Below are 24082 nucleotides of genomic sequence, written 5' to 3'. Positions count from 1 at the left end.
TTCAGACACGTCGTGCGCGTCGAGCAAGCGACGTGATCGCGCCCCTCCGCACCCGTCGCTTGGCCATCGAGCAAAACGCAACTCGCAATTCCGTTCCTTGGGGAAATCACTGATGTTCAAGAGGTCTTCGGTTCACTACGGGCGAACGCCCGCGCCGGTGACGCCCTACCAGAAGGCGGCGCAAGCGTGGGACGAGCGCATCGGTTCGGCACGTGTGCAGGCCAAAAATTGGCGGCTGATGGCATTCAGCTGCCTGACGCTCTCGTGTGGCCTCGCGGCAGGGCTGGTCTGGCAATCCACGCAAGGAACGATCACGCCGTGGGTCGTCGAAGTCGATCGTCTCGGCCAGGCGCAAAGAGTGGCTCCCGCGACAACCGATTTCGAACCCAGTGATGCGCAGATTGCCTATCACTTGGCTCGCTTTATCGAGGACGTCCGCGGTCTGCCTGCAGACGGCATTGTCCTGCGCCAGAACTGGCTGAGGGCGTACGACTTCACCACTGACCGCGGGGCCGCTGCGCTCAACGAATACGCCAGGAGCAATGATCCCTTCGCAAGGCTCGGGAAGACGCAAGTCTCAGTCGAGGTCTCGAGCGTGATCCGCGCCTCAACGGAAAGCTTCCGTGTCGCCTGGGTCGAGCGCGGCTACGAGAACGGATCGCTTGGTTCAACCGAGCGCTGGACCGCCATTCTGACGATCGTCATTCAACCCCCTCGCGATGCCGATCGGTTGCGGAAGAATCCTCTCGGCGTCTACGTCAATGCAATCAGCTGGTCGAAGGAGCTCGGGCAATGAAGCCGCAATCCTCTCAAGTGGCGACCGGCATCTCTCCAGGGTCATCGGGTAGGGCGGCCGTTTCAGTGCTCGCGGTGCTCGCGTGCATCCTTGCCGCCTGCTCGACCTATATTCCGCCCCAGATCACCTATGACTCCGACGTGCCGCCACTGCCGCCGCTACCGGCCGATGTCGATGATCGGAGCCGGCCACTTCACGTCCCGCCCGCCTGGAACCCGGCGCTCGGCGGCAAATCGGGGGCAAAGGAGGAAGCCGAGCCGGTCGAGAGGGTCGAAGCGGCCAATAGCGCAGCTCGCGTCCAGCCACGCAAACGCGGGTATTTCAACGCCGCGCAGATCTACAGCTTCAGTCCCGGTGCCCTGTACCAGGTCTACGCAGCGCCGGGTCAAATCACGGACATCGCGCTGGAAGAGGGCGAGCAGCTGGTCGGGTCCGGCCCGATTGCGGCCGGTGACACGGTGCGCTGGGTCGTCGGTGATACCGAGAACGGAAGCGGGGACACCCGCCGCGTCCATGTCTTGGTGAAGCCGACGCGCGCCTCGATCGAAACGAACCTCGTCATCAACACGGATCGGCGCACCTATCTCATTGAGCTTCGCTCACGCGAAAAGCCCTACATGCCCTTGGTTGCGTGGTACTACCCGCAAGATCGGCAGGGCAAAAGGCAATCAGCACCTTTGACACCTGCTTTGCCCGACATCGCGCAGCGCCGGTTCCGTTACCGTATCGAAGGTGACAACGCTCCGTGGCGTCCCATTGCGGCCTATGATGATGGTCGCAAGGTCTACATCGAATTTCCACAAGGCATCGTACAGGGCGAAATGCCTCCCCTGTTTGCCCTCGGCCCTGACGGCAAGACCGAGATCGTCAACTATCGGGCCTATGGCAATCTGCTGATTGTCGATCGGCTGTTCGCAGCCGCCGAACTTCGCCTGGGCGGAGAGCACCAGCAGAAGGTCAGAATTATTCGGACCGACGGGAGCTCGACATGACCGACCGTCAGGATGAAGAACAACCGGCCGGCACGCAGCGGACGTCTCAGGATCAGGCAGAGCTGTTTCGGCTCCGGCCGGAATACCCGCGCGTGACCCGCCTTTCGCGCAAGGTCCTGTTGACCGGAAGCTCCCTCGCAGTATTCCTTGTGGCTGGGGCGACCTTCTGGGCACTGCAGAAAAACCAGCCACGCGGTCCCAGGCCAGAAGAGCTCTACAGCACGGATCATCACAACCTTGCGGAGAGTATCACTGCGCTTCCGCAGGATTACGCGAAGGTGCCACGCCAGGTGCCGCAGTTGGGCCCGCCGCTTCCAGGCGATCTTGGCCGCCCGATCCTCTCTGCTCAAGGGCAGCCAGCCGGTACCGCGCAAGGTTCGCCCGATCAGGAGCGGCAGCGAGAGAACCAGGAGGCAGAGGCGGCGCGCATCAGCCGTTTGTTTGCCACCATGAATGCGCGAGAGGCCTCAAATCCGGTTGGCACCGGTCAAGCAGTCGATCGCGCGAACGTGGCTGCGCCAGCGTTCAGCGGCGAGGAGGGATCTGGGCAGAATGCGCAGGACCGCAAGCTTGCATTCGTGAATGCTGCTGTGGACAGGCGGACCACGAGTCCGGATCGGATTACGAAAGCTGCTTCACCCTATGTGGTGCAGGCAGGAACGGTCATTCCCGGAGCCTTGATCACGGGGATCCGCTCCGATCTGCCGGGACAAATCACGGCTCAAGTCACGGAGCACGTGTATGACACGCCGACGGGCCGCTTTCTGCTGATCCCGCAGGGCGCGCGTCTCATCGGTATCTATGACAGCCAGATCAGCTTCGGCCAGTCACGTGTGTTGCTGGTCTGGACCCGGCTGATCATGCCGAACGGGCGCTCCATCGTCCTCGAGCGGCAACCCGGCGCGGACCCATCAGGGTATGCAGGGCTTGAAGACGAGGTCGACAACCACTGGGGTGAACTCTTCAAGGCGGCGGCACTTTCGACCTTCCTGGCCGTCGGCACAGAATTGGGAGCTGGCTCCGATACCAACGGCAACGATAGTGCGATCATTCAGGCGTTGCGGCATGGCGCGGCGGATTCGCTCAACCAAACCGGACAGCAAGTGGTTCGGCGCAGTCTCAACATCCAGCCCACACTCACTGTCCGGCCCGGGTTTCCGATCCGCGTCAATATCAACCGTGATCTCGTTCTGGAGCCATATAAAGGGTGATGCACATGCCAAAACTCAAAATCGGAGCGATCCCAGATGAAAAACCCGTCAAGATCAGTGTTGATCTGCCGGCGTCCGTGCATCGAGATCTTGTCGCCTATGCCGAGACCCTCTCGCGTGAATCGAACCAGTCAGTGGATCCCACCAAGCTGATTGCGCCGATGCTGGCACGGTTCATGGGCACCGATCGCGGTTTCAGAAAGCTCAGGCGTTCAAGTCACCCCTCTGCCGTTGAAGGCGGCGAGGGATAACGTTCGGCCAGGAGATCCAGGAAGCGCATAAGCGCCGGGTTCTCATTGTCCTTTCGCCAGTACGCGTTGAAGCCCATACGGCTTGGTCCAGAGCCGTCCTGGATTTCGCGATAGACCACGCCGGTGAAGTTGGCTCCGACGTCAGCTTCGAGCACCAGACTTATTCCAAGCCCCAGGCTGACGAGACTCTTGATGATACCTCGGCTGACATCATGCCGCTCGATCTTTGGTCGCCTCTCATTGGCAACCAGCTTTGAAACCAGCAGCTCTTCCATATCGCTTCCCGGATCGCGTTGACTTAGAAGGACCGTCTCGTTGAAAAGATCGGTCCAGTAGATAACGGTGCGGGTGAGCAGAGCATGATCCTTTGGAAGCACAACGAGAATGCGTTCGCTCCAAACCGGCAGACTCTTCTGACCGGCCAGCGTACGTCCTCCAGGCACAACGGCGACATCGGTCGTGCCAATGCGAACAGAATCCATCAGGCGCGTGCGCGACTGTTCGGCCGTGGTGAGCGCGACCATGGGAGCTCGCTTCCTGAATTCGGCGAGAGTGGCACGAAGATTGCCCGCAGATATCGAGGTGCAGAAACCCACGGAAAGGTGGCCCGCCTCGCCGCGGCCGCTCGAACGTCCCGTTGCGACCAGCGTGTCGAGCTGCTCAAGGATCATTCGCGACATCTGCAGGATCGTTCGACCGGCCCGCGTTGGCACGACCCCGCCAGTCGAACGGTCAAAAAGAGCCACTCCGACCAGGTGCTCAAATTGACTGATCGAGCGACTGAGCACTGAATGCTGCACGGACAGGAATTCGGCCGCCTGTCGAAAGCTTCCGCAGTCGGCCGCAGCAACCGCGGCTCGCAAGTGATGTAGACTGATATTGGTCGATTGGGCAGGGTGAGACATGTCTCTTGAAATAGCGATCGCTAATGGTTGGGAGGTTGAGCGGGCTGACATACGGTACCCTCTACGCAGCTTTCAGCGCCGGCTCCCAGAGCACAGGTGAGCGGAGTGTTCCGGTGTCGCGGACCCGGGATAGTGCGGCCGCTGAAATTTCGAGATAGCCAGCAACTGCTTGGGTGTTTCCCAATGTCCTTGCCTGGCCGACCCGCCGCAGAGGCCACCCGGCGCGACGCAAGATGCGCTCCATCCGGGCGTCGGTCACCGTGATGATTTCGGTGAGCTGCCTCGAAAGGCCGAATTCGATCATGCCGGCGAAGAGCTCATAGGTCGCGCTGGTCAGCCCGCGCATCGTTCCCCGCGCTTCAGCGTCAACATCCAGCGCGAAGCGGCTGCTTTCCCAGACTGAAGGATTCGCTTCGAAGAGCTGCCCATCGAGCAGTACAGGAAACGTATCACGCAACATGGTTGGTCCAGTCGATGGAAGCAGTCGCACGCACCCCTGAACGCTGTAATTGCTCGATCGCTGAATCAGGTAGACGGGACCGAGTGCGTCGAATTCGTCGATCTCCATGTCTCCGCTGGTCTGAACGTCCCATGCGAGTCGTTCTTTGAAAACCCGGTATCTAAGTTTGTGCATCTCACAAAGGTCTTCAGCAAAGGCTCCATAGAATTCCTGTGTAATGATCTGCATCATAATCGTGCCTCCAAAGCCGCAGGGCGGGCATTGAAGGCGAATTGCTGGGGATGTGCAGCCTCCTCAGTTAAGGAGGGTGTGATAACGAGATCCGACTGGCTAGGTCAGAACCTTTTGGCTGCATAGCGCCACCCGTTCGAGCTCGTAGCGGCGATCATCGCCTGTTCCAGTTCTTCTGCCGATTGAAGCATCTGCTGGATCCGTTCGGGTGGAGTCGTGAGACCACGTTCGGATGGCCTAAGGCGCCGGAGGCGCATGGCCGTCCACGATGAGCGCACCGTGGTGCTGGTATTCCGGTTCCGAGGATATGCCAAGATGAAAAGCCGTCAGCTGAGGTTGCCTTACTCCATCGGTTTACATCCGAGGGTCTTTTTGCTCGTCCAACTCGGCAACAGAACGGCTATTTCGGACAGGTCTCCCGATCCGTCATGCGCGAAGCGATTGCCGTTTGGTCACTGATCGCCCGACTCTTCAAAACCAATTCTTCGAGTGTGAATAATCACGCGTTGTATCCCGGAGCTGAGTTCGATTGTCTCCAGCACGTCAACCAGCTGATATTCTCGCTGCAGTTCCAGGACCCATCCCCGTCAGCTTGCGGTCAGAAAGCCTGATTATCGACTTCTGTGGGGCCCAATCAGCCTGAATCAACACAAGACTCTCTGCGCCTTTAGGAGGGCGAATCCTCATGTACGGTCGAACTGCTGGATATGACGCAACACACTCGTGGACATCCTACGAGGATCAATCGGATTCAGAAGATTTCGCGGACAGGTTCGCGAAAATGGACCTGGGCGCATCGGCGTCCAACTCCTCTTCTGCAGCGCAGTCTTATTCCCTTGTGAGCGAACCTCCGATTGTGGCGATCGACAAGGCGACATTTCGGAGAGAAGCAAAGGTCTTCCAAAATGATGAGGAAATAAGGCGGATCGCCAGGAATCCTCAAGAGTACTCGCGTTTCGTGTCCAAGCGGGCTGAAAACGTCAGAGAGGCTGCAAAGGACTACGGCACGACGAGAGATTCGGAGGACGCGCGGTACTACAGCTACAAACTTGGAGACACAACTGCCGCGCTGCTACGAACGGAAGGCGGATTCAGTATGACCGAGCTCCACGACGACAGGTGGAGGGACTTGTTTCCCGGGCGAACTCACATCACCTCCGTCGTCGATCTGCAGCTTGCCCACCCCCTGGTTGAGAACGCAGGGGACATTCTGCTCGAGCATCAACTTCGGCGGGATGCGGGCGAGGGCGAAGAACCGTTGCTCAAATGGTTTCCACTCAGTGAAGAATCGAAAGCCCGCGCGGCGAAGCTGGGCTTCGTCGAGGTCGACGACTGCAACATGGTCCTTGATCCTACGCAGCATCCCGACAAGTGGACAACGAACAGCGCAGGTGAGTGGCAGCGCGCAAACAAGCCTGAACTCTATCTGGCTAAAGCGGAGGACGGCGAGCGCGATGATGCCACTGTAGCAAGCTCGGGGTACGAGTATGAAGATGACTACATGTGATCGGAGAGCGATCGAAACCGCCGCGGATTGAGAAACTGATCGATCTCCTCTGTTTTTCGATCCTCGAAGAGCTCGCAAACCATACGCGGAGACGGCAGTGCGCGCCTCGAGCGCGGCTGCTCATCCGCCGCACGATGTGCCCTGGGTCTCTCCATAGGGAAGACCTCGCTACGGCCACGCGCGCTCAATTTAGGCGGGAACGCTGCCTTGTTAGAAGGAGCAGAACGGGTCGGCGCGATCTTGCCCGCGACCTAGAATTGCGGCCCGCTACTGAGATCTTCCTGTCCTCTGCTGGTGTGTGCTGAATCACCTCGGGTCCAAAGGAATCAGGGCGCGCCAAGTAGGTCGCAGAATGGATTTGCGCCAGGTTCGCCTCCAGGATTTGTTTTCTGAGTATGGACGCCGCTAAGACGATGCCGGAACGCTGAGACCAGCGATGGCGTGACGTACGGAAGGCATCGTTGGTTGAGCCGAGGCCAGCAACAGATCCCAGTTGCCTGTAGCAAAGCATTCTGCAATCGGCTGAACGCTCTTGCGATCACAATTGCCGGGTCTTATGACCCAAGCCATCCCAAGAGCTTGAGTCAGCGTCAGAATTCGTCTCCATTCCACTATGGCCAGTCCTCCAAAAGCATCATTGGAAAATCGATTGGGGAAGCCTCCTGAAGCGCCCAATCCAACAATCGGCCAAAGCGGTAGCTAGAGTTTTCGACCAGCCGCAATATAACGCGCGACCGCTTGGGTCGTCGATCGAACGCCCAGCTTGGCCTTGGCGTTGTCCAGGTGAAACGCGACCGTATGGTGAGAGATGCCCATGATCCGGCCAATTTCCCAGGACGACTTGCCCTGAGCGGCCCAATCCAGACATTGGATTTGCCGCCGAGAAAACGTGACACCATCAATCTGATCGCGGTCGCGCAGCTTACGTTGCGCGTGTGCATGGAAAGTCGTTGCTATAAAGGGAAGTATTCGAGCATGCCGGCGTACGGAACGTCCAAAGGACGCATCTCGTTCACTGGCAGCAAATGTGATCGCGGCAACCGCGACGCCGCTCTCATGAATCGGAACGGTGAAGCCGCAGCGAATCCCAAATCGGGCGGCCTCCTCGAAAAGCTGACGCGCAGGCTCCGAATGTGCTTCTGGTCCGAGACCAAGGCCCCACTCAAAGGCCTTGTCCCGGCGAACAGATTGCATAATCACAGGATCGAACCGATGATACCGCTGCTGGACGTAATGCGAGGTCCAGCTTGATGGATAAGTCGAAATCAGAAGCGGCTGCGCACCTGGTCTGGAAGGCAAACCGAGGTAGGCGAAAGAAGACAGCTCAAGCGCGGCGGCAGTTTCGGCCATTCCGAGCCTAAGGTCATCAACGTCATTACTTTCGATGAGTTGATCGACGAAAGCCTGAAAAATGTAGCGCATTGTCCTTCTCGCTGTAGACACTCGAATGACTTTCGCCTCGATCAACAAATTCACATGGCGGGTTCAAGTCACTTCGTCGCGCACGGACAAGTCCTGTGACGTCTTTCAGGATCATGCGCGAACGCGGCGAAATCTGATCGCCTGCCTCCAATGATGAGATCAAGTCGGCTCGGGTCAAGTCGTGCTCGACATCTTGTGATTGTTTTGATGCAGCGTCCTATAGCCGCGCGATCGCAGTGGCAAATGGTTTTCGCTCGCCACGAGAATGTGCTCCAGTAATCCGCCGCTTGCAGCGGCGCATCGGCGGTCGCCGTGTCCGTCTCGTTTGCTTCTTTGAAATCCTGCGCGATCGCGCAAAGAATCGCGGAATTTCCGCGCGACTTGGCTCCACTTTCGCAAGTTTGCACCGCGATTCCCACTAGAAGGGGCCGTCAAAGAGGAGATTCAAATGAAAGTCGGTGTTCCCAAGGAGATCAAGACGCACGAATACCGCGTGGGCCTGACCCCTGGGGCTGTCCGCGAGTACGTGGCTGCAGGCCATAGCGTGCTGATCGAGACGGCGGCTGGCGCTGGCATCGGCGCAACAGACGATCAGTATCGCAAGGCTGGCGCAACGATCTTGGACTCCGCTCGGGAGGTCTTTGCGTCGAGCGAGATGATCGTAAAGGTCAAGGAGCCCCAGCCTTCGGAATGGACCCAGCTGCGAGAGAACCAGATTCTCTTCACATATCTGCATTTGGCGCCGGACCCGGAGCAGGCTAAGGGCCTCATAAAGTCCGGATGTACCGCCATTGCCTACGAGACCGTGACTGGTCCGGCTGGCGGGCTTCCGCTGCTTGCGCCAATGAGCGAGGTTGCGGGCAGACTTGCGATCGAAGCAGCGGGCGCGGCGCTGAGGCGCTACTCAGGTGGGCGGGGGCTATTGATCGGCGGTGTGCCCGGTGTGCAGCCGGCCCGTATCGTTGTGATCGGAGGCGGGGTTGTTGGTGCACATGCCGCACGGATGGCAGTGGGACTGGGTGCCGAGGTCACGATCCTCGATCGTTCGATTCCCCGGCTTCGCGAACTGGACGAACTATTCGAGGGGCGCGTTCGCACTAGGTTCTCGACCATAGACGCCGTTGAGGAGGAAGTCTTTGCAGCGGACGTTGTCATCGGTGCGGTGCTCGTTCCCGGCGCCAGCGCGCCGAAGCTGGTCAGTCGCGGCATGTTGAGCTCGATGCGCAAGGGCTCCGTCATCGTGGACGTAGCTATCGATCAGGGCGGATGCTTCGAGACCTCGCGTCCGACGACGCATGCGGATCCAACCTACGAGGTGGATGGCGTCATTCATTACTGCGTCGCCAATATGCCCGGAGCTGTCCCGCTCACCTCAAGCCAGGCATTAAACAATGCCACGCTGCCCTTTGGTTTGGCTCTCGCCAACAAGGGATTTGCAGCCGTGCTTGAGAATCCGCATCTGCGCGCAGGCCTGAATGTCTATCGGGGCCGGCTAACTTATAAGGCCGTGGCCGAGAGTCTCGGGCTGCCCTTCTCACCGATCGAACAGGCCGCGGCCTGATCCCCAGAGGCTCCTTAGGGGGCGTTTTCCTCCCTGACTTTGGCCACTCCTTCGGGAGTGGCCCTTTTTTGAGGGCGGAATGGCACAAGTCTGCGCAAGACGGTGTGACATGTCCTCCGAAGGCAAAGGTCACACGTTCGAATCGTGTCGGGTGCGCCATCTGGAAAGCCGGAATAGAAGGCATCAGCGACTTAGGCCCTCACCGTGTCACAGCGAGAAAAAACCTGGCCACGATCAGGCAACGAGGCAAGAAATGGTAGATTCAAGTCAGGCGGACAGGCCCAGGCGCCATGTGAAAATCCTTCCTTCGAAGGAAGGATGCGGACGCTTGGGCCAGGAAATGGAGATTCGGGCGGACCGCTCCGAATTGCCGGCCGATAGCGCCGTTCTCAAGACCATCAGATTGGCCGACTTTATTACGCGCTACCGCAAGGAAGTAACGCCTAAGAAGCGCGGCAGGAAGATCGAAGACGGGGTGCTCGCACAATTATGGCGACCGCCGACTGGCTTACATCTGCACCAATCCCGGGCACACTTTGCATGTGGATGTTCAATTGGCGAATGACGAAGTGACAGATAAGCGATTTTCGCGAATGCGACGGTCGCTGGCGCCATTCCGCGCAGTTTGGCCATTTCCGCAACCACATTGGCTCTATCGGGAAGAGTTGCTGCAAGCACGCTGTGGAGTGATCGCAGATAGGCAAGCTTGATCCTTGTCCGTCATAAGACTCTCCTAACGTCCTATTCCTCACCCCCCTACCGGCCACCACACTGAGGCCGGATTGGCCGCACTAATCTTGTTCGGTAGCAGCGCCACGAACGCGCCCCGCTTATGCAGATAGCGGACATAGGTGGACGGGCCGTCAATAGGGCAGGTTGTGACCCCATGCGGACGTTGGCTATTGCTTTCAACCACGAGTCGCGGTTGATTGCTACAACACCACCATACTGCGGAACCCATGGCAAAGAACGATAGCATCCTCATTGACGGCATCATCGCCCAGAGATTGGCAGACAAGAAGCCCTCGAACGATGTAGGCGAGGTTTTTGAGTATTTCAGCTTTGAGCAAATCCTGAAGCAATACGACTTATCAGACGAAGAGCTGGAAGCGGGCTGGGTGGACGGCCAGCATGATGGCGGCATCGACGGCTTTTTCATTTTCGTCAATGGCCATCTGGTCTCCGATACGACCGCAGCGTGGCCCCGGTCCAACGCGCAAGTCGATGTCGTCGTGATTAGCTGCAAGCATCACGATACATTCAAAGAGCAGACCTTGAACAACATGCTGGCGACCATCCAGGAGCTGTTCGATCTTTCGATTGGTGCAACAAACTTCAAGGGTAAATATTCGGCCGAGCTATTGAAGGCGCGCAGCTTGTTGGCTCGCACCTATGAGAAGCTCGCAATAACGAATCCCAAAATCACTCTCAATTTTGTATATGGTTCGCGAGGTGACACCGGCAAGATCGGCGAAAGTGTCAGCGCTCGCGCGGAGCAAATACGTCACCTCGCGGCCAGCTTCTTCAGCGACACCGTCGCAACCTTCACGTTCATGGGTTCGACTGAACTGATAGAGCGATACCGACAAGTCAAACAATTCACATTAGAGCTGCCATTTCAAGATCATCTGGCGGGGCCGGCCGGTGGTTATATCTTGATTGCCAAGCTTATCGATTACTACAATTTCATCTGTGATGCGCAGGGTAATCTCAGACGGTATTTGTTCGATTCCAATGTCCGCGACTATTTGGGAGAGAACAAGGTCAACCTCGACATCGCGGCCTCGCTCGACGACGAGAATGGACCTGACTTTCTCTGGCTGAACAATGGGGTGACCATCCTCGCCACCAATGCGGTCATACGTGGGGGCAAGAACATGATGATGCAAGACATCCAGGTTGTTAACGGTCTGCAGACGACCGAGTCGATATATCGACACTTTCGCTCTGGCTCGAGCCGATCAGCTGACAGGACCGTGTCTATAAAGATAATCGTCTCCGGCGAGGAGCAGTTGCGCGATCAAATCATCCGCGCGACGAATAATCAAAGCGCCATCGAACAGGCCGCCCTGCACGCGACGGACAAGATTCAAAGAGACATTGAACAAATTCTCGAACGCCACGACTTCTACTATGAGCGTCGCAAAAACTACTACAGGAACATCGGAAAGCCGCCGGAGAGATTTGTAACTCCAATGTACGTTGCCGCAGGATACGTGGCGATCATCATGAAGCAGCCTGCACGAGCGGCACGGCTTAAATCACGCTTCATGCGAAATCAAGAACGCTACGAACAGGTTTTTTCGGAGAGCGCGCCAATCGAAATGTGGCCTCGTCTCGTGCTAGTTTTGAAAGCTGCCGAACGTGAGATGCTCGGGGCGCGAGAAGGCTGGGGCGAACGCGCGCTAAGAAGTTGGCGCGGGCTCATCGCATTGTTGTACGTCTCCAAGATAATTGGTCGGTTCAGTTTCTCTGCATCTGAGTTCTGCAAAAAAATCGATCTGGACAAAATCGATAACGGCCTGATGGACGTATGCTTCCGCTTTGTCGAGCAACGACGATTAAGCTCGCTTCGTCAGGAGCCGAGTGCAGCGTTCTGCAAGGATGTTTGCAAAGAGTTCGGAGCTCTGCATTCGCTGCCGGGCATCGAGGCTCTAAAACACGATGAGTCGAGCTGGAGCTTCAGAGAAGCACAGCGGAATGACACTTCCCGGCTATCGCATGAATTTGTCGATCAAGTAGACACTTTATTGCCTACCCAGCCGTGGTTCAAGAACATTCACCTTGAAGTGGCCGCTAAGCTGGAGGTGTCCGGCTATAGGGTTCAACGAGCGATTACACAACTGGTGGATTCTGGACGCCGTAAGAAGCAAGTGAACGGCATCTTGTACGATGGGGCCGGATCTCCCATCACAGATGAAACTACGGCTGCATCCCTCGCATCCGACAACCCGGACAATGAAAAAATGAAAAATGACCGCTTGTGACCCTGGCTGTGTGAAAACAGAGTGCCGCTGTTATGATTCTCCCCTCATTCTGAGGGGGAATTGATGAGGCGTTTCGTTGAGGGGCGGATCGTGGGCAACGGAAGCTGCTGCCTGAATGCTTCGATGATTTCACTGACGAGAACAACCCTATTCACGCTATCGACGAGTTTGCCGATGCGCTTGATCTGGCCGAGAGGTGCTTCGGCGGAGTTGCGCCGGCGGCAACTGGCCGGCCGTCGTATCACCCTCGGTTCTCCTGAAGCTTTACATCTACGGCTATCTGAACCGGGTGCAGTCAAGCCCGCGGCTGGAACGAGAGGCCGAACGCAACATTCACGTCATGTGGCTGCTGGGTCGGCTTGCTCCCGATCACAAGACGATCGCGGACTTCCGCAAAGACAACAGCCTGGGCCTGCGTAAGGTCTGTGCGCGCTTTGTCGAGCTTAGCCACAGGACGGGCCTTTTCACGACGGCGAGCGTCGCCAGCGATGGGAGCAAGTTCAAGGTCGTGAACAACCAGGACAGGAACTTTACGCGCGCGAAGGTGGAGCGGCGGCGTGCTCAGTTGGAGGAGAGCGTCGCGCGCTATCTGAGCCAACTTGGCACGGCCGACCGACAGGAGCCGAGCGAGGCGCTAGACCGTCACTCCCGTCGGTGTACGCCTTCATCGGGCTCTCACGATGGCGCGAGATCACCATCGCCTTAATGGATGCCGGTACAGACACAGGCAAATAAGACGTTTGCCGAGCCGTTCTGATGGTTCATGGATGGCGCACTAACTCGCTTCGTGCCAAGCTGGTCACAGCCCTGAGTAGCGTCCCGCACGAATCTTTGCTGCACCCCACCGTGCATCGGCATCAGGCCTGAAGATGTGTACTACTTCGCGCCCGAGCGTCATCGGTTGCGGCGAGATCGACTCGCGACCGAGGCCCTCATAGCAATTCGACAGCCGGCTCGATGCTCGCCCAGGAAGCCTCCGTCAGGCGTAGGAAGTTCATAAGCAGCACGTGGCCTTGTTCAGTGAGTATCGATTCCGGGTGGAACTGCAGACCAAACGTTGGTTGATATCGATGCGCGAGTGCCATGACCTCGCCTTCGTCCGAACGCGCTGTCACTGTGAGATGCGGCGCGCAAGCCTCATCGAACTCAACAACAAGAGAATGGTAGCGCCCGACGCGAAGGGGGGATGGGAGCTCCTCGAACAGCCCTCGGCCATCATGCGTGACATACGAGGGCCGACCGTGCATAGGGCGACGTGCACGCGCCACGCCTCCGCCGAAAACACTCCCAATACACTGGTGTCCGAGGCAAATGCCGAGAAGTGGTACGCGACCTGAAAGCTCGCGAACGACGGCGGTGGATATGCCGGCCTCAAGGGGAGTGCAGGGACCGGGCGAGATGACCACTGCGCGCGGCTTCAGGCCAACAAGGTCAGTGACGCTGATCGCGTCGTTCCGGACCACCTCCGCCTCCTCACCAAGGTTGCGGAAATAGCGGGCAATGTTGAAGACGAAGGAGTCGTAATTGTCGATGATGACAATCAAAATGCACCCGTTCGTTCGGCACGAAACGCATCGAAGATGCGCTCCGCCTTGGCGAGCGTCTCCTCGTATTCGGCCTCTGGATCCGACATCGCCGTTATGCCGCTGCCTGCATGAAAGACAGCCGCATCGCCATCGATCGTTACAGTGCGAATCGCAATGTTTGTATCCATGCGGCCGTTAAAGCCGATGAAGCCGATCGCTCCGCAATAGAGCTCGCGTGCCACACGCTCGATTTCCGCTATAATTTCCATCGAGCGCACCTTTGGTGCTCCGGTAATGGAGCCGCCGGGAAAGCAAGCGCGAAGTAAGGTAACGGCGTCCTGGTCGCCTGCAAGTTCACCCGTAACGACCGACACGAGGTGGTGCACCGAGGCATATGATTCGAGGTTGCACAATGCCGGAACCTCGACCGAAGGCGCAGTGCAAACGCGAGACAGATCATTGCGCAGGAGGTCGACGATCATAACGTTCTCGGCGCGGTCCTTTTCAGACGTAATGAGGATTTCAGCTCGACATCTGTCTTCCTTCCAGTCAGCGGAACGCGCGATCGTGCCCTTGATGGGGCGCGTCTCGACCCGACCTCCGCCAAGCTTTAGGAAACGCTCCGGTGAGCTCGATGCGACGGTCAGCTTGCCATAGCGCAGGAGCGCTCCAAAGGGCGCGGGGTTTGATGATCGTAGTTGGCAGTAAAAGGTGAGAGGGTCGAAGGAAGTCGATACCCTGGCGCTGAAGCGCTGCGCAATGTTGGCTTGGAAGACGTCTCCGGCCAGAATCAAGCCGATGACGCGATTGACCGCAGCAATATAGTCATCGCGGCTGAAGTTCGAATGCCACACGCCCACGCTGCCGGAGGATGCATCCCGCGGCGTCTCTGCGCGGGCAAGGAGAGATGCAAATTCGTCAGCTCGGCGGTGTGCACGCTCTGCGCGGCGTATAGGATCCTGCTCCGGCCATCCGGTCGAAACGATCCAGCATTTTTTGTGCCGGTGGTCGTAGCTCACGACTACGTCATAGAAATGCAGGAGCGATTGGGGCAATCCCTGGCCGGGAATTACGGACGTCGGCAAGTGCTCTAACGTCCTGTTTAGATCGTAAGCAAGGAAGCCGGCCGCGCCTCCCTGGAACGGGGGGAGATCGGGGCGATGCTCTTGCGAATAGTTGGCGAGAAGGGCACGAAGAGCTTCCCACGGGTCGCCCTCAAGAGCCTCTCCGTTCCAACTCGCCTGTCCGTCCGCGACCATAAAGGTACCGAACGGGTCGCAGCTCAGATATGAATAACGGCCGAGCAATTCATGCGTTGCCGCGCTATCGAGAAACGTCAGCTGCGGTCGATGCGCCAGACGTCGCATCGCCGTGACGGGCTCGATCCACTGCAGCTCGCGGACATGCACTGGGTTGTCAATCACCGATGACTTGCGTGCTGTGAGATGTGCTCAGATTGTGATCCCGACTCAACCGAGAGGCGCTCGTCTGGGACCCGAAGACCATCGAGGCCGATTGTCAGGTTAGCCGCCGCCAGTCGGCTCGAGGCGCCGAGCGACCTGACCTGTTGCTGCCGTTGAGGCGAAGCGCGCATCCGTTGATACGGTGTAATCGGCGGCAAACCGCAGCTCACGGAGCGGTCGCACCCGGCTAATCGATTCCTGGTATAGCTCATGAGCCTTGTAGGCTGCGAGTTCCCTCTCGTTGTCGAACTCACCGTAGACCACAACGTCGATATCGTTGCCGAACTGGTCGGTCTTGCGATTGCGACCAACCTCCAGCAGGCGTGCATGTGGGATTGTGGTGAGAACCGACAGGCCTTCGATCATTTCGTCGATCCGGGCCTTATCCTTGGCGGTAAACAAAACGATGTGACGAATCATGAATGGCCCTGTGTTGATATCGCAAGTCGGCGCATAATTATCTTGGCATTGAGCCCGCTGCAACATTACCGCAGCGCGTCGCAATCGCCGCCATGGTTTCACTGCGGGAGCTTCTGCCCGTGGTCAAGCGGGCTCCATTTGCGGCACGTGACCGCAGTCCAGGCCCAGCGGCCAGCGCGCGCGCTCCAGATCCCACGACGTGAGTCGCCGGCACTCACGCGGTCATGCTTGCCTCGGTGTCAGGGTGAAGCCGTCTCAAGCCAGCCCACACACGCCATCAGCCTTGCAGTTCCTCTTGTTGGGGTCTGCGTGGACGAAGCTGCAGCGTGAATTCATCCTTCGTCCATGCGCTTCGCGGTAGTCACGAGCACAACCCGATTCTCCGGGACGCAATAGCCGCTCATGAGGTGCAACCCACATGGTCTTTTGAGGCGGTTGATGGCGCGGCACGTGAGCGCTCCAGCTTTGTCGAGACCAATCGCGATCGGGGCGGCCGCGGCCTGGGCGACACGCTCGAGACGTCGTCCTCGATAAGCCGTCGCGCGCAGCCACTCTAGAGGTTCCAGAAACAGCTTACGACCGGCCTCAGCTGGTCGGATGTCAACCGATCGTCTGCAGTACGGCCCTGATGCCCAACCCAATAGTCGATTTCGACGATGAATTTCTGCGCCAAATACAGAAACATCGCATGACGTATGCGCCGGCGGGAAGGAGATTGACGAATTTATTCTAAAACAAAGAGATAAACTTTGCGCTTATCCACGGTGCCCAATCAGAAGGGGCGCAGGTCAAGGTCAAAGCAACGAGTGCAAGCGGAAATGGATACCGAAGCGCGACGCGGGATTGAGCTACGTCGCGTCCCGTCCCGTCCCGTCCCGTCCCGCCCCGCCACGCGTCGCAAGCCTGAGCCCTCCAACGCGCAATGGGAGATGCAGGAATTGGAGACTGACATGTCCAAAGACCATCAAAAACTTCAGCGCAACACCGTCAAACGGTGCGCCATTTGCGCCGGAAAGTTTGGCCTTATTCGTTACTACTCTTCGCGAACCGCCCTCTGCTCAAAGAGGTGCGTTGAGCACTTCAAGTCCCGTTGCGAAGCGGACAGCAATTGGTTACGGCGATTACCCGCCGCCTGAGCGGTCAGCGGCGGCTGAGAACGCGCCTCCTGCTGCGGCCCGGAGTGCCGCACGTTTACTGCGGCGCCGAAATCATTGACGTCGACTAGCGCGCGACAATCTCGCGAACTGCGCACCGACCGCAGGGAAGGCGTGGATCTCCATTATGAAGTTCGTATTGGTCAATCACAGGGCCCCGCTTAACAGGGCGATCTGCACCGCATGCGCGAAAGTTCTCGGCACCGGGTACCTGCGGGACGTGTCGACGCAGAGGCCGTACTGTGGTTACGATTGCTACCTACGCTACGAAGCCAGGAGCCTGTTGATGCCTTGGCTCAAAACGTCATGTGCCGAAGTGGATGCCCCGACGCTTCACGCTTTGCCGCTCGAATTCATGACGTCGTTTGCACCATCCTACTGGTATTCGATGTCACTTGCAGCCTTGCGGATGGGGGAGCTCATGGCCGTAGAGCTGTCCAACACTGTCCGCGCGGGAACATGGACGTTTGGCTCGCCCCTGTGGCGACGCTACGGAGGTGGCCCCAGCCCATCGCAATGAGATCCGCCGAGCTTCATAGGTCGATACAGACGACAGAGAAGCAGCTCCGTTATTGCAAGCTGGTGTCAGGAACAACCGAAATGGCGGAGCATAGCTTCTGGCGCTTCTCGCGAACGTTGCATTGCGCGATCAACGACCGGCATCTTGAGGACATCGAGGCCCTCCTCGACGAGGAGGTCGACTGGACGATCTACGGTCCGATCGACATGTTTCCATTTCTCGGCACTCGGTACGGCAAGCGCGCCGTGCTCGACGTCATCCGGGAGATCTCTGACAATGTCCAGATTCGCCGTTTCGAACGCGACACCACCATGCTCGGCGTCGATTCCGCAGCCTCCATGCTGCGCTGTTCCCTGACGGTGCGCCAATCCGACAAGTCCATCTCGCTGCGCGTGGCGCAGTTCGCCCAGTTCAAGGCCGGCCGGCTCATCAGCATGCGTGTGCTCGTCGACACCTTTGATCTCGTCGAGCAGGCCCTCGGCCGGCAAATTCATCTCCCGAAGATGACAAACTGAGGTGAGGCGCGTCAGCGGGTCTCTCCCTCTAGGGGTCGACGATGGCGGGTGCGCGATGCTTACGCCGGACGCGATCGCGTCTTCATCGCGTGGTGATGATGACGATCGGCGTCAACGTAGACAACTTCGTAGACGGACCGGAAGGCTGTTCCAGTCAGGAGGCGGGAAGGGCAAGGCGCTCAATGGTTTGAATGTGACGCGCGAGCAGGTTGCAGGCTTGATCGACGTTGCGGGATCGCAATGCCTGCAGAATCAGCCGGTGATCCTGGTTGGACCGCGGTCGCCAGCCGGCACTTCGCGCCATTGCGAACACCAAGCGCGAATTTGCAAGCTGCAGTCCATCGAGGTTGGCGAGGAGGCGCGGCATCGCACAGGGCGAAACCAGCGCGCGGTGAAAGGCGCGGTTGGCCATTTCAAAATCCTCGATTGTCTCGGCATTGTCTCCTTCAATGAGAGCGAGCTCGATCCGTGCCAAATGGGCCGACGTCAGCTTTGGAACGGCATTGCGCAATGCGACCACCTCGAGTGCGGCGCGCATCTCGGCGATCTCCTTCACCGACTTGGTGTCGAGAGGAGCAACCCGCACGCCGCGACGGGGCCGAGCTACGACGAGGTGTTGGGCTTCCAGCTGCCGAAAGGCCTCGCGGACAGGAACGTGACTGGAATTGAATTGCCGCGCGACATGATCCTGCCGGAGCGGAGCGTCTGGCTGCAGCGCGCCGGTGATAATGCGCTCACCGATCGAGTCGGCGATGCGGCCGGCAACCGTCGTGTTCTCGTTCATCACCATAGATTATCTACCAGAAAAACGAATGCGTTCACTTAGGACATCCTCTAGCATTGGTCGAGACTCGTTATCATAGATAATCGCTCGCATTATCTATGATTAACCGCGGATGGGAGCGCGGCTCTTATGGTTGCTGCTATGGACGTGAAGCGAAACGACGGAAACAACAGCGCGCAGGCCTGCAGAAGCTGGAACCGCGCCGAGGCTGAAGCACTCTATGGACTGCCGTTTGCCGAGTTGATGCTTCAGGCGCAGAGCGTTCATCGCGCCAACTTCGATCCAAACTACGTTGAAACCGCAAGCCTGCTCAGCATCAAGACCGGCGGCTGTCCGGAGGACTGCGGCTACTGCTCGCAGAGCGCGCACTACGACACTGGGCTGAAAGCCACCCGCCTGATGAATCGCGCCGATGTGGTCGCGACCGCGCAGCGTGCCAAGGATGCGGGAGCGACCCGCTTCTGCATGGCCGCGGCGTGGCGCAGTCCAAAAGACCGCGATCTTGATCAGGTCTGCGAGATGGTCAGTGCGGTCAAGGGTCTCGGCATGGAGACCTGCGTCACGCTCGGGATGCTGATGCCGAAGCAGGCGGCACAGCTCTCAGAGGCCGGTCTCGACTTCTATAATCACAACGTCGATACCTCCGCGCGGTTCTACGGCAAGATCATCACCACGCGCACCTTACAGGACCGGATCGACACGCTGGCACATGTGCGCGAGGCGGGCATCAAGGTCTGCTGTGGCGGCATTATCGGTATGGGTGAGCTCGTCGAGGATCGCCTCGCCATGCTCATCCTGCTCGCCAATCTCCCCAGCCATCCGGAAAGCGTGCCAATCAACCTGTGGAACCAGGTAAAGGGCGTGCCGGTCAATGACACTGCAGAGCGTCCCGATCCGATCGCGGTGGTGCGTCTGGTCGCGACGACCCGCATCATGATGCCGAAGAGCGTGGTGCGGTTGTCCGCTGGACGTCAATACATGAGCGATGAACTGCAGGCGCTGTGCTTTTTGGCTGGCGCAAATTCAATCTTCCTCGGCGACGTGCTGTTGACGACGAAGAATCCGAATGCCGATCGCGACACGAATTTGCTGCACCGGCTCGGCATCACGTCCGGGCTGTCTTCAGCGAAACAGGGTCGCGAGCGCTGCGCGCAAACTTCAATGTAGGTAAAAAATGCAGATTACGTTGATGAAAGGCAAAATCCATCGCGCGTCGGTCACTGAAGCCGATCTGCACTATGAAGGCTCGATTTCGATTGATCGGTTGCTGTTGGACGCTGCGGGACTCCTGATCAACGAGCGCGTCGAAATCTTTAACATCGACACCGGCGCACGCTTTGCCACCTATGTGATCGAGGCACCCAAGGGGTCCGGCATGATAGGCCTCAATGGTGCGGCCGCGCGACTAGCGATGCCTGGCGATAAGGTCATCATCGTTGCGTATGCCGTCTTTGATGAGATGGAAGCAAAAGCGTTCAGGCCACGCGTTGTGCGGGTTGACCGGGAGAACCGCATCCTACCGGGTTGAAAGCCGACAGGCCGATGCTGGAGCCATTGTCCTGGCGGCCAATTGAATTTGCATGATTGATGGCGACCCTGGGAGGGGTGAATGAGCTCGATCCATACGGCCAAGGTCGCCGATTATGTCGCGGCGTTGCATGCCCTGAAAGAGGATGACCGGCTGCGCCGCCTTAGGCCGCGCGAAGGCATCGATTTTGTATCGAACGACTATCTTGCGCTTGCGAGCGCACCGCGCATGAAAAAGGCAGTTTTTGCGGCGCTCGAGGCCGGCACCCCGATCGGAGCCGGTGGGTCGCGGCTTCTGCGCGGCAATTGCGAGGAGCACGAACGTCTCGAAGCAGAAGCGGCTCAGTTTTTTGGGGCGGAGACGGCGCTCTTCTTTGGCGGCGGTTATGTCGCAAATTTCGCTCTTCTGACAACATTGCCGCAGCGCGGCGATCTACTCGTTCTCGATGCTCTCGTGCACGCGAGCATCCATGAAGGTGCGCGAGCTAGCCGGGCTGACTTTCGCATAAGCGCCCACAACGATCCTCAGTCGGTCGAAAACACAATCCGCGACTGGCGTACCCAGGGCGGAATGGGCCGCGTCTGGATCGTGGTTGAAAGTCTCTATAGCATGGATGGCGACTTCGCGCCGCTCGAAGACCTCGTCGCTATCGCCGGCCGGCACGACGGGTTCCTGATGGTCGATGAGGCCCACGCCACAGGCGTCTACGGGGAGCTGGGACGAGGACTTGCCGCCTCCTATGAGGGGCAAGGAAATCTGCTGGTTGTTCATACCTGCGGCAAGGCGCTGGGCGCCGCAGGCGCGCTTGTCACTGCCTCAACGGACATGCGCGACTTCATGGTCAATCGCTGTCGCCCGTTTATCTTCGCCACAGCACCCTCACCATTGATGGCCGTTGCCGTGCGGGAGGCCCTGCTTATCCTGCAGCAGGAACCCGAGCGGCAGCAGCGTTTGGCCAAGCTGGTCGCGTTCACGCATCGGGAGATCGGCATGCGCGGCGGGCGAAGTCCTTCGGCCTCGCAGATCGTGCCCTATATCGTCGGCGACAATGGGCGTGCGATGCGGCTCGCATCGCGATTGCAGGCTCGCGGCTTCGATATCCGCGGAATCCGACCGCCAACCGTTCCCGTGGGTACGGCCCGCTTGCGAATTTCACTGACCCTCAACATCGGGGAGGAGGACGTGCGTGCAATGCTCGATGCGCTGTTCGAGGAGACGAGAGGTGAAGCCCGATGAGACAGCAGATCGTCGTGACAGGCACAGATACCGGGATCGGAAAGACGGTCTTTTCCGCAGGGCTCGCTAATCTCCTCGGCGCGAACTATTGGAAACCGATTCAGGCGGGCCTCGAAGGAGAAACCGACACCGAAGTCGTCGCGCGGCTGGGTAGTCTTTCAGGCGATCGCATCGTGCCGGAGGTTCACCGCCTTCGAACGCCGGCTTCGCCCTATCACTCCGCGGAAATTGACGGTGTTCGCATCGATGCGGACTCGCTCGCTGTGCCAGACACCGGCGGGCGACCGTTGGTTATCGAGGGCGCCGGCGGGCTGATGGTGCCGCTGAGTCTCGGCACAGTTTATGCTGACGTTTTTGAGCGATGGCGCCTTCCAGCAGTGCTCTGCGCTCGGACGGCGCTGGGCACCATTAATCACTCGCTGCTGTCGATAGAAGCTCTGCGGAGGCGCCATATCGACATCCTCGGGATTGCATTCATTGGGGAGCGGAATGCTGAGGCTGAGAGCGCGGTTTGCGAGATTGGCCGCGTGCGTTGGTTAGGGCGATTGCCCTGGCTTGCTCCCCTCACGCCAGACACGCTGCAGATCGCATTCAAGGCGTCGTTTCGTGCTGATACGTTCAAGTCATGATGCCGAACAAGAAAACCCAGATCTGGCGTCGGTTCATGCAACACGCGCTTCTGGATGACATCACCAACGTTATGGGTTCAAAAATGCTCGTTTGAGTCTCGGCTCATGGTCATAGACCCTGCAAATGGTGAAGCTCGTCGCGTCCCCTTCAATCCGCCGCTCGAAGCAAGATACATGTCCGTTGACGGCTGTTTCGCAGGTAACTGCCTCGTTCTGAACACGGGCGAGTATGGCGCTCTGCTTGAGAATATTCCGCCAACGCTGGATGAGTTCTTTTTGATCTTCACTTCGGCGGCAAGGCCGGTGTTTCGACGATGCAAGCGAGCATGGGTTCGCGGCAGCCAGATGGATGTGGACTATCAGCGCTAGCATCGCAAGGCATATCTGCGAAGCAGGTAAAAGGGGCAACAATGCGCCGCTTCTGCGTCGACCAGGCTAATGCCTTCATCCTGGGAGGAAACAATGAGCACGAGTTGCGAGGACGATCGGCTGTCCGCTGGCTAGGGCGAATGCCCTGGCCGTTTCCTCTTGCTGCAAACACGCCGCAGGCCGCGTTCAAGGCCTCATTCCGTGCTGGTGAGTTCAAGCCATGACGTCAGAGAAGAGACCCGCGATCTGGCATCCGTACACGCAACACGCGCTTCAGGGCGAGATGACAAAGGTTCTGCGTGGCGATGGTGCTTATCTCTACACCGCGGACGACCGCCGCATCATCGATGCAATCTCATCCTGGTGGGTCGTGACCCACGGTCATTGCCACCCGCACATCGTCAGGGCGATTCAGGAACAGGCGGGCAAGCTCAACCAGATCATCTTTGCCGGCTATACCCACGATCCGGCTGAGGAGGTTGCGGCGCAACTCTTGAAGCTCACACCCCGTGGGCTTGACCATGTCTTCTTCTCGGACAGCGGCTCCATGAGCGTGGAAGTCTCGTTAAAAATGGCGATCGGCTATTGGAATAATGTCGGCGAGCCGCGGACACGCATTGTCGTGATGCAACATTCCTATCACGGCGATACAATTGGGGCGATGTCGGTGGGGGCTAGGGGCGTGTTCAATGACGCATACGGGCCCTTGCTGTTTGACGTGACCGCAATTCCGTTCCCTGCGGAAGGCCGTGAGCAGGCAACCCTCGATGCGCTCGAGTCGGCATGCCGAAACGAAAGTCCCGCAGCCTTTATTGTGGAGCCTCTGATTTTGGGGGCGGGCGGGATGCTGATGTACCCCGCTTGGGTGCTAAGGGACATGAAGCGGATCTGCGAGGCCTCTGACGTCCTGTTCATCGCCGATGAGGTGATGACGGGCTGGGGCCGGACCGGAACGCTATTCGCCTGCGAGCAGGCCAATGTCAGTCCAGATATCGCCTGCTATTCGAAAGGCCTCACCGGCGGGGCGCTCCCACTGGCAGTGACGCTCTGCCGCGCGGAGATATTCGACGCGCATTACTCAAAAGATCGTACCCGCACGTTCTTTCATTCGAGTTCATATACCGCGAATCCAGTGGCCTGCGCTGCCGCAAAAGCGAATCTGGATATCTGGCAAGATCAGGAAGCACGCCAGCGCGTCGCGTCTGTCGCCACGATGCAAGAGCATGCAATCGAGCCATTCCGTGCCGACCCGCGCTTTGCAAACGTCCGGCGGACCGGCACCATTACAGCGCTCGATCTGAAAACCAGCGATCCGGGCTATCTGGCAGGCATCGGTCCGAAGCTTCTGGCCTTCTTCGAGAGCCGAAATCTCTTGCTGCGCCCACTCGGTAACACGATCTACGTGATGCCGCCTTATTGCGTCACGGCGGCAGATCTTGATCAAATCTATGCCGGTATCAGGGATGCTGCCGATGCGCTGGGTTGAGGGTGCGGCTCGAGCGCGTCTAACGGAACCCAGCTGCGGCCGTAAAGTGAATATGCTGGCCGAACCTGAACCAGTCGCAGGCTTTGGCAAGGACCCGAGCCGCTGTCGCAGATGTCCCCGACGCTGTAC

Annotated in this window: 21 protein-coding genes, 1 tRNA gene and 1 pseudogene; 16 read left to right on the top strand and 7 right to left on the bottom strand. The window is 58.6% G+C overall.

Annotation, left to right across the window (positions count from 1 at the left end):
- Positions 1 to 112: 112 nt before the first annotated feature.
- The 4 genes from trbF to JJB99_RS32255 are packed head-to-tail and all read left to right on the top strand — an operon-like array spanning position 113 to position 3250.
- Positions 113 to 796: a conjugal transfer protein TrbF gene (trbF, locus tag JJB99_RS32270; RefSeq protein WP_200496173.1), complete on the top strand. Its 684-nt coding sequence runs from the start codon at positions 113 to 115 to the stop codon at positions 794 to 796.
- On the top strand, positions 793 to 1788 hold the full coding sequence (trbG, locus tag JJB99_RS32265) for a P-type conjugative transfer protein TrbG (RefSeq protein ID WP_200496172.1): 996 nt from the start codon (positions 793 to 795) through the stop codon (positions 1786 to 1788). Before trbF ends, trbG begins: the two co-directional genes overlap by 4 nt.
- Positions 1785 to 2999: a TrbI/VirB10 family protein gene (locus JJB99_RS32260; RefSeq protein WP_200496171.1), complete on the top strand. Its 1215-nt coding sequence runs from the start codon at positions 1785 to 1787 to the stop codon at positions 2997 to 2999. The genes trbG and JJB99_RS32260 overlap by 4 nt, the downstream gene beginning before the upstream one ends.
- A gap of 5 nt (positions 3000 to 3004) precedes the next feature.
- Positions 3005 to 3250, top strand: a complete 246-nt coding sequence (locus tag JJB99_RS32255; RefSeq protein ID WP_200496170.1) for a DUF2274 domain-containing protein — start codon at positions 3005 to 3007, stop codon at positions 3248 to 3250.
- On the opposite strand, the gene JJB99_RS32250 is transcribed toward JJB99_RS32255, so the two are convergent.
- A complete protein-coding gene (locus JJB99_RS32250) occupies positions 3217 to 4206 on the bottom strand; it encodes a LysR family transcriptional regulator (RefSeq protein ID WP_349628996.1) in 990 nt (329 codons plus the stop codon). The two genes, JJB99_RS32255 and JJB99_RS32250, sit on opposite strands and share 34 nt — an antisense overlap.
- A 10-nt stretch (positions 4207 to 4216) precedes the next feature.
- The gene (locus JJB99_RS32245; RefSeq protein WP_200496168.1) at positions 4217 to 4846 is read right to left on the bottom strand and encodes an acyl-homoserine-lactone synthase; all 630 of its coding nucleotides are present in this window, start codon (positions 4844 to 4846) and stop codon (positions 4217 to 4219) included.
- Between the two features lie 781 nt (positions 4847 to 5627).
- Between JJB99_RS32245 and JJB99_RS32240 the strand changes: the two genes are divergently transcribed.
- Positions 5628 to 6353, top strand: a complete 726-nt coding sequence (locus tag JJB99_RS32240) for an effector protein NopP (protein WP_283816004.1) — start codon at positions 5628 to 5630, stop codon at positions 6351 to 6353.
- A 699-nt stretch (positions 6354 to 7052) separates the two neighbouring features.
- Here JJB99_RS32240 and JJB99_RS32235 read toward each other — a convergent pair.
- The gene (locus JJB99_RS32235) at positions 7053 to 7775 is read right to left on the bottom strand and encodes a LuxR family transcriptional regulator (RefSeq protein WP_200496166.1); all 723 of its coding nucleotides are present in this window, start codon (positions 7773 to 7775) and stop codon (positions 7053 to 7055) included.
- A gap of 448 nt (positions 7776 to 8223) precedes the next feature.
- On the opposite strand from JJB99_RS32235, the gene ald reads away from it, so the two are divergent.
- The 4 genes and pseudogenes from ald to JJB99_RS32215 form a co-directional block, all read left to right on the top strand.
- Positions 8224 to 9336, top strand: coding sequence for an alanine dehydrogenase (ald, locus tag JJB99_RS32230; RefSeq protein WP_200496165.1), 1113 nt, complete (start codon positions 8224 to 8226; stop codon positions 9334 to 9336).
- Between the two features lie 94 nt (positions 9337 to 9430).
- Positions 9431 to 9495, top strand: a tRNA-Ser gene (locus JJB99_RS32225).
- A gap of 800 nt (positions 9496 to 10295) precedes the next feature.
- Positions 10296 to 12323 (top strand): AIPR family protein, encoded by a 2028-nt coding sequence (locus JJB99_RS32220; protein ID WP_200496164.1) that lies wholly within the window; start codon positions 10296 to 10298, stop codon positions 12321 to 12323.
- Between the two features lie 63 nt (positions 12324 to 12386).
- A pseudogene (locus JJB99_RS32215) lies at positions 12387 to 12951 on the top strand (transposase); the annotation flags it as partial.
- 304 nt (positions 12952 to 13255) lie between these two features.
- On the opposite strand, the gene JJB99_RS32210 reads toward JJB99_RS32215, so the two are convergent.
- From JJB99_RS32210 to JJB99_RS32200, 3 genes are all read right to left on the bottom strand, one after another.
- A complete protein-coding gene (locus JJB99_RS32210) occupies positions 13256 to 13867 on the bottom strand; it encodes an anthranilate synthase component II (RefSeq protein ID WP_200496162.1) in 612 nt (203 codons plus the stop codon).
- Entirely contained in the window at positions 13864 to 15273 is a 1410-nt protein-coding gene (pabB, locus tag JJB99_RS32205) for an aminodeoxychorismate synthase component I (RefSeq protein WP_200496161.1), read from the bottom strand. Before pabB ends, JJB99_RS32210 begins: the two co-directional genes overlap by 4 nt.
- 99 nt (positions 15274 to 15372) lie before the next feature.
- On the bottom strand, positions 15373 to 15732 hold the full coding sequence (locus tag JJB99_RS32200) for a Dabb family protein (RefSeq protein ID WP_200496160.1): 360 nt from the start codon (positions 15730 to 15732) through the stop codon (positions 15373 to 15375).
- Between the two features lie 1754 nt (positions 15733 to 17486).
- Here JJB99_RS32200 and JJB99_RS32195 point away from each other — a divergent pair.
- Positions 17487 to 17921 (top strand): nuclear transport factor 2 family protein, encoded by a 435-nt coding sequence (locus JJB99_RS32195; protein WP_200500398.1) that lies wholly within the window; start codon positions 17487 to 17489, stop codon positions 17919 to 17921.
- A gap of 154 nt (positions 17922 to 18075) precedes the next feature.
- On the opposite strand, the gene JJB99_RS32190 is transcribed toward JJB99_RS32195, so the two are convergent.
- Positions 18076 to 18711: a GntR family transcriptional regulator gene (locus JJB99_RS32190; RefSeq protein ID WP_200496159.1), complete on the bottom strand. Its 636-nt coding sequence runs from the start codon at positions 18709 to 18711 to the stop codon at positions 18076 to 18078.
- Positions 18712 to 18834: 123 nt separating this feature from the next.
- Here JJB99_RS32190 and bioB point away from each other — a divergent pair, with 123 nt between their 5' ends.
- From bioB to JJB99_RS32160, 6 genes are all read left to right on the top strand, one after another.
- Positions 18835 to 19872, top strand: coding sequence for a biotin synthase BioB (gene bioB / locus JJB99_RS32185; RefSeq protein ID WP_200496158.1), 1038 nt, complete (start codon positions 18835 to 18837; stop codon positions 19870 to 19872).
- A gap of 7 nt (positions 19873 to 19879) precedes the next feature.
- Positions 19880 to 20233, top strand: coding sequence for an aspartate 1-decarboxylase (panD, locus tag JJB99_RS32180; protein WP_200496157.1), 354 nt, complete (start codon positions 19880 to 19882; stop codon positions 20231 to 20233).
- Between the two features lie 81 nt (positions 20234 to 20314).
- Positions 20315 to 21469, top strand: a complete 1155-nt coding sequence (locus JJB99_RS32175; RefSeq protein WP_200496156.1) for an 8-amino-7-oxononanoate synthase — start codon at positions 20315 to 20317, stop codon at positions 21467 to 21469.
- On the top strand, positions 21466 to 22098 hold the full coding sequence (gene bioD, locus JJB99_RS32170) for a dethiobiotin synthase (protein WP_200496155.1): 633 nt from the start codon (positions 21466 to 21468) through the stop codon (positions 22096 to 22098). Before JJB99_RS32175 ends, bioD begins: the two co-directional genes overlap by 4 nt.
- Before the next feature lie 105 nt (positions 22099 to 22203).
- A complete protein-coding gene (locus JJB99_RS32165; RefSeq protein ID WP_200298306.1) occupies positions 22204 to 22467 on the top strand; it encodes a hypothetical protein in 264 nt (87 codons plus the stop codon).
- A gap of 220 nt (positions 22468 to 22687) precedes the next feature.
- Positions 22688 to 23953: an adenosylmethionine--8-amino-7-oxononanoate transaminase gene (locus tag JJB99_RS32160; RefSeq protein ID WP_200496154.1), complete on the top strand. Its 1266-nt coding sequence runs from the start codon at positions 22688 to 22690 to the stop codon at positions 23951 to 23953.
- The last annotated feature ends 129 nt before the right edge of the window (positions 23954 to 24082 follow it).

Origin of the sequence: Bradyrhizobium diazoefficiens, assembly GCF_016616235.1 — a bacterium.
GTDB lineage: Bacteria > Pseudomonadota > Alphaproteobacteria > Rhizobiales > Xanthobacteraceae > Bradyrhizobium > Bradyrhizobium diazoefficiens_H.
This window is presented reverse-complemented; position numbering and strand designations above follow the sequence as displayed.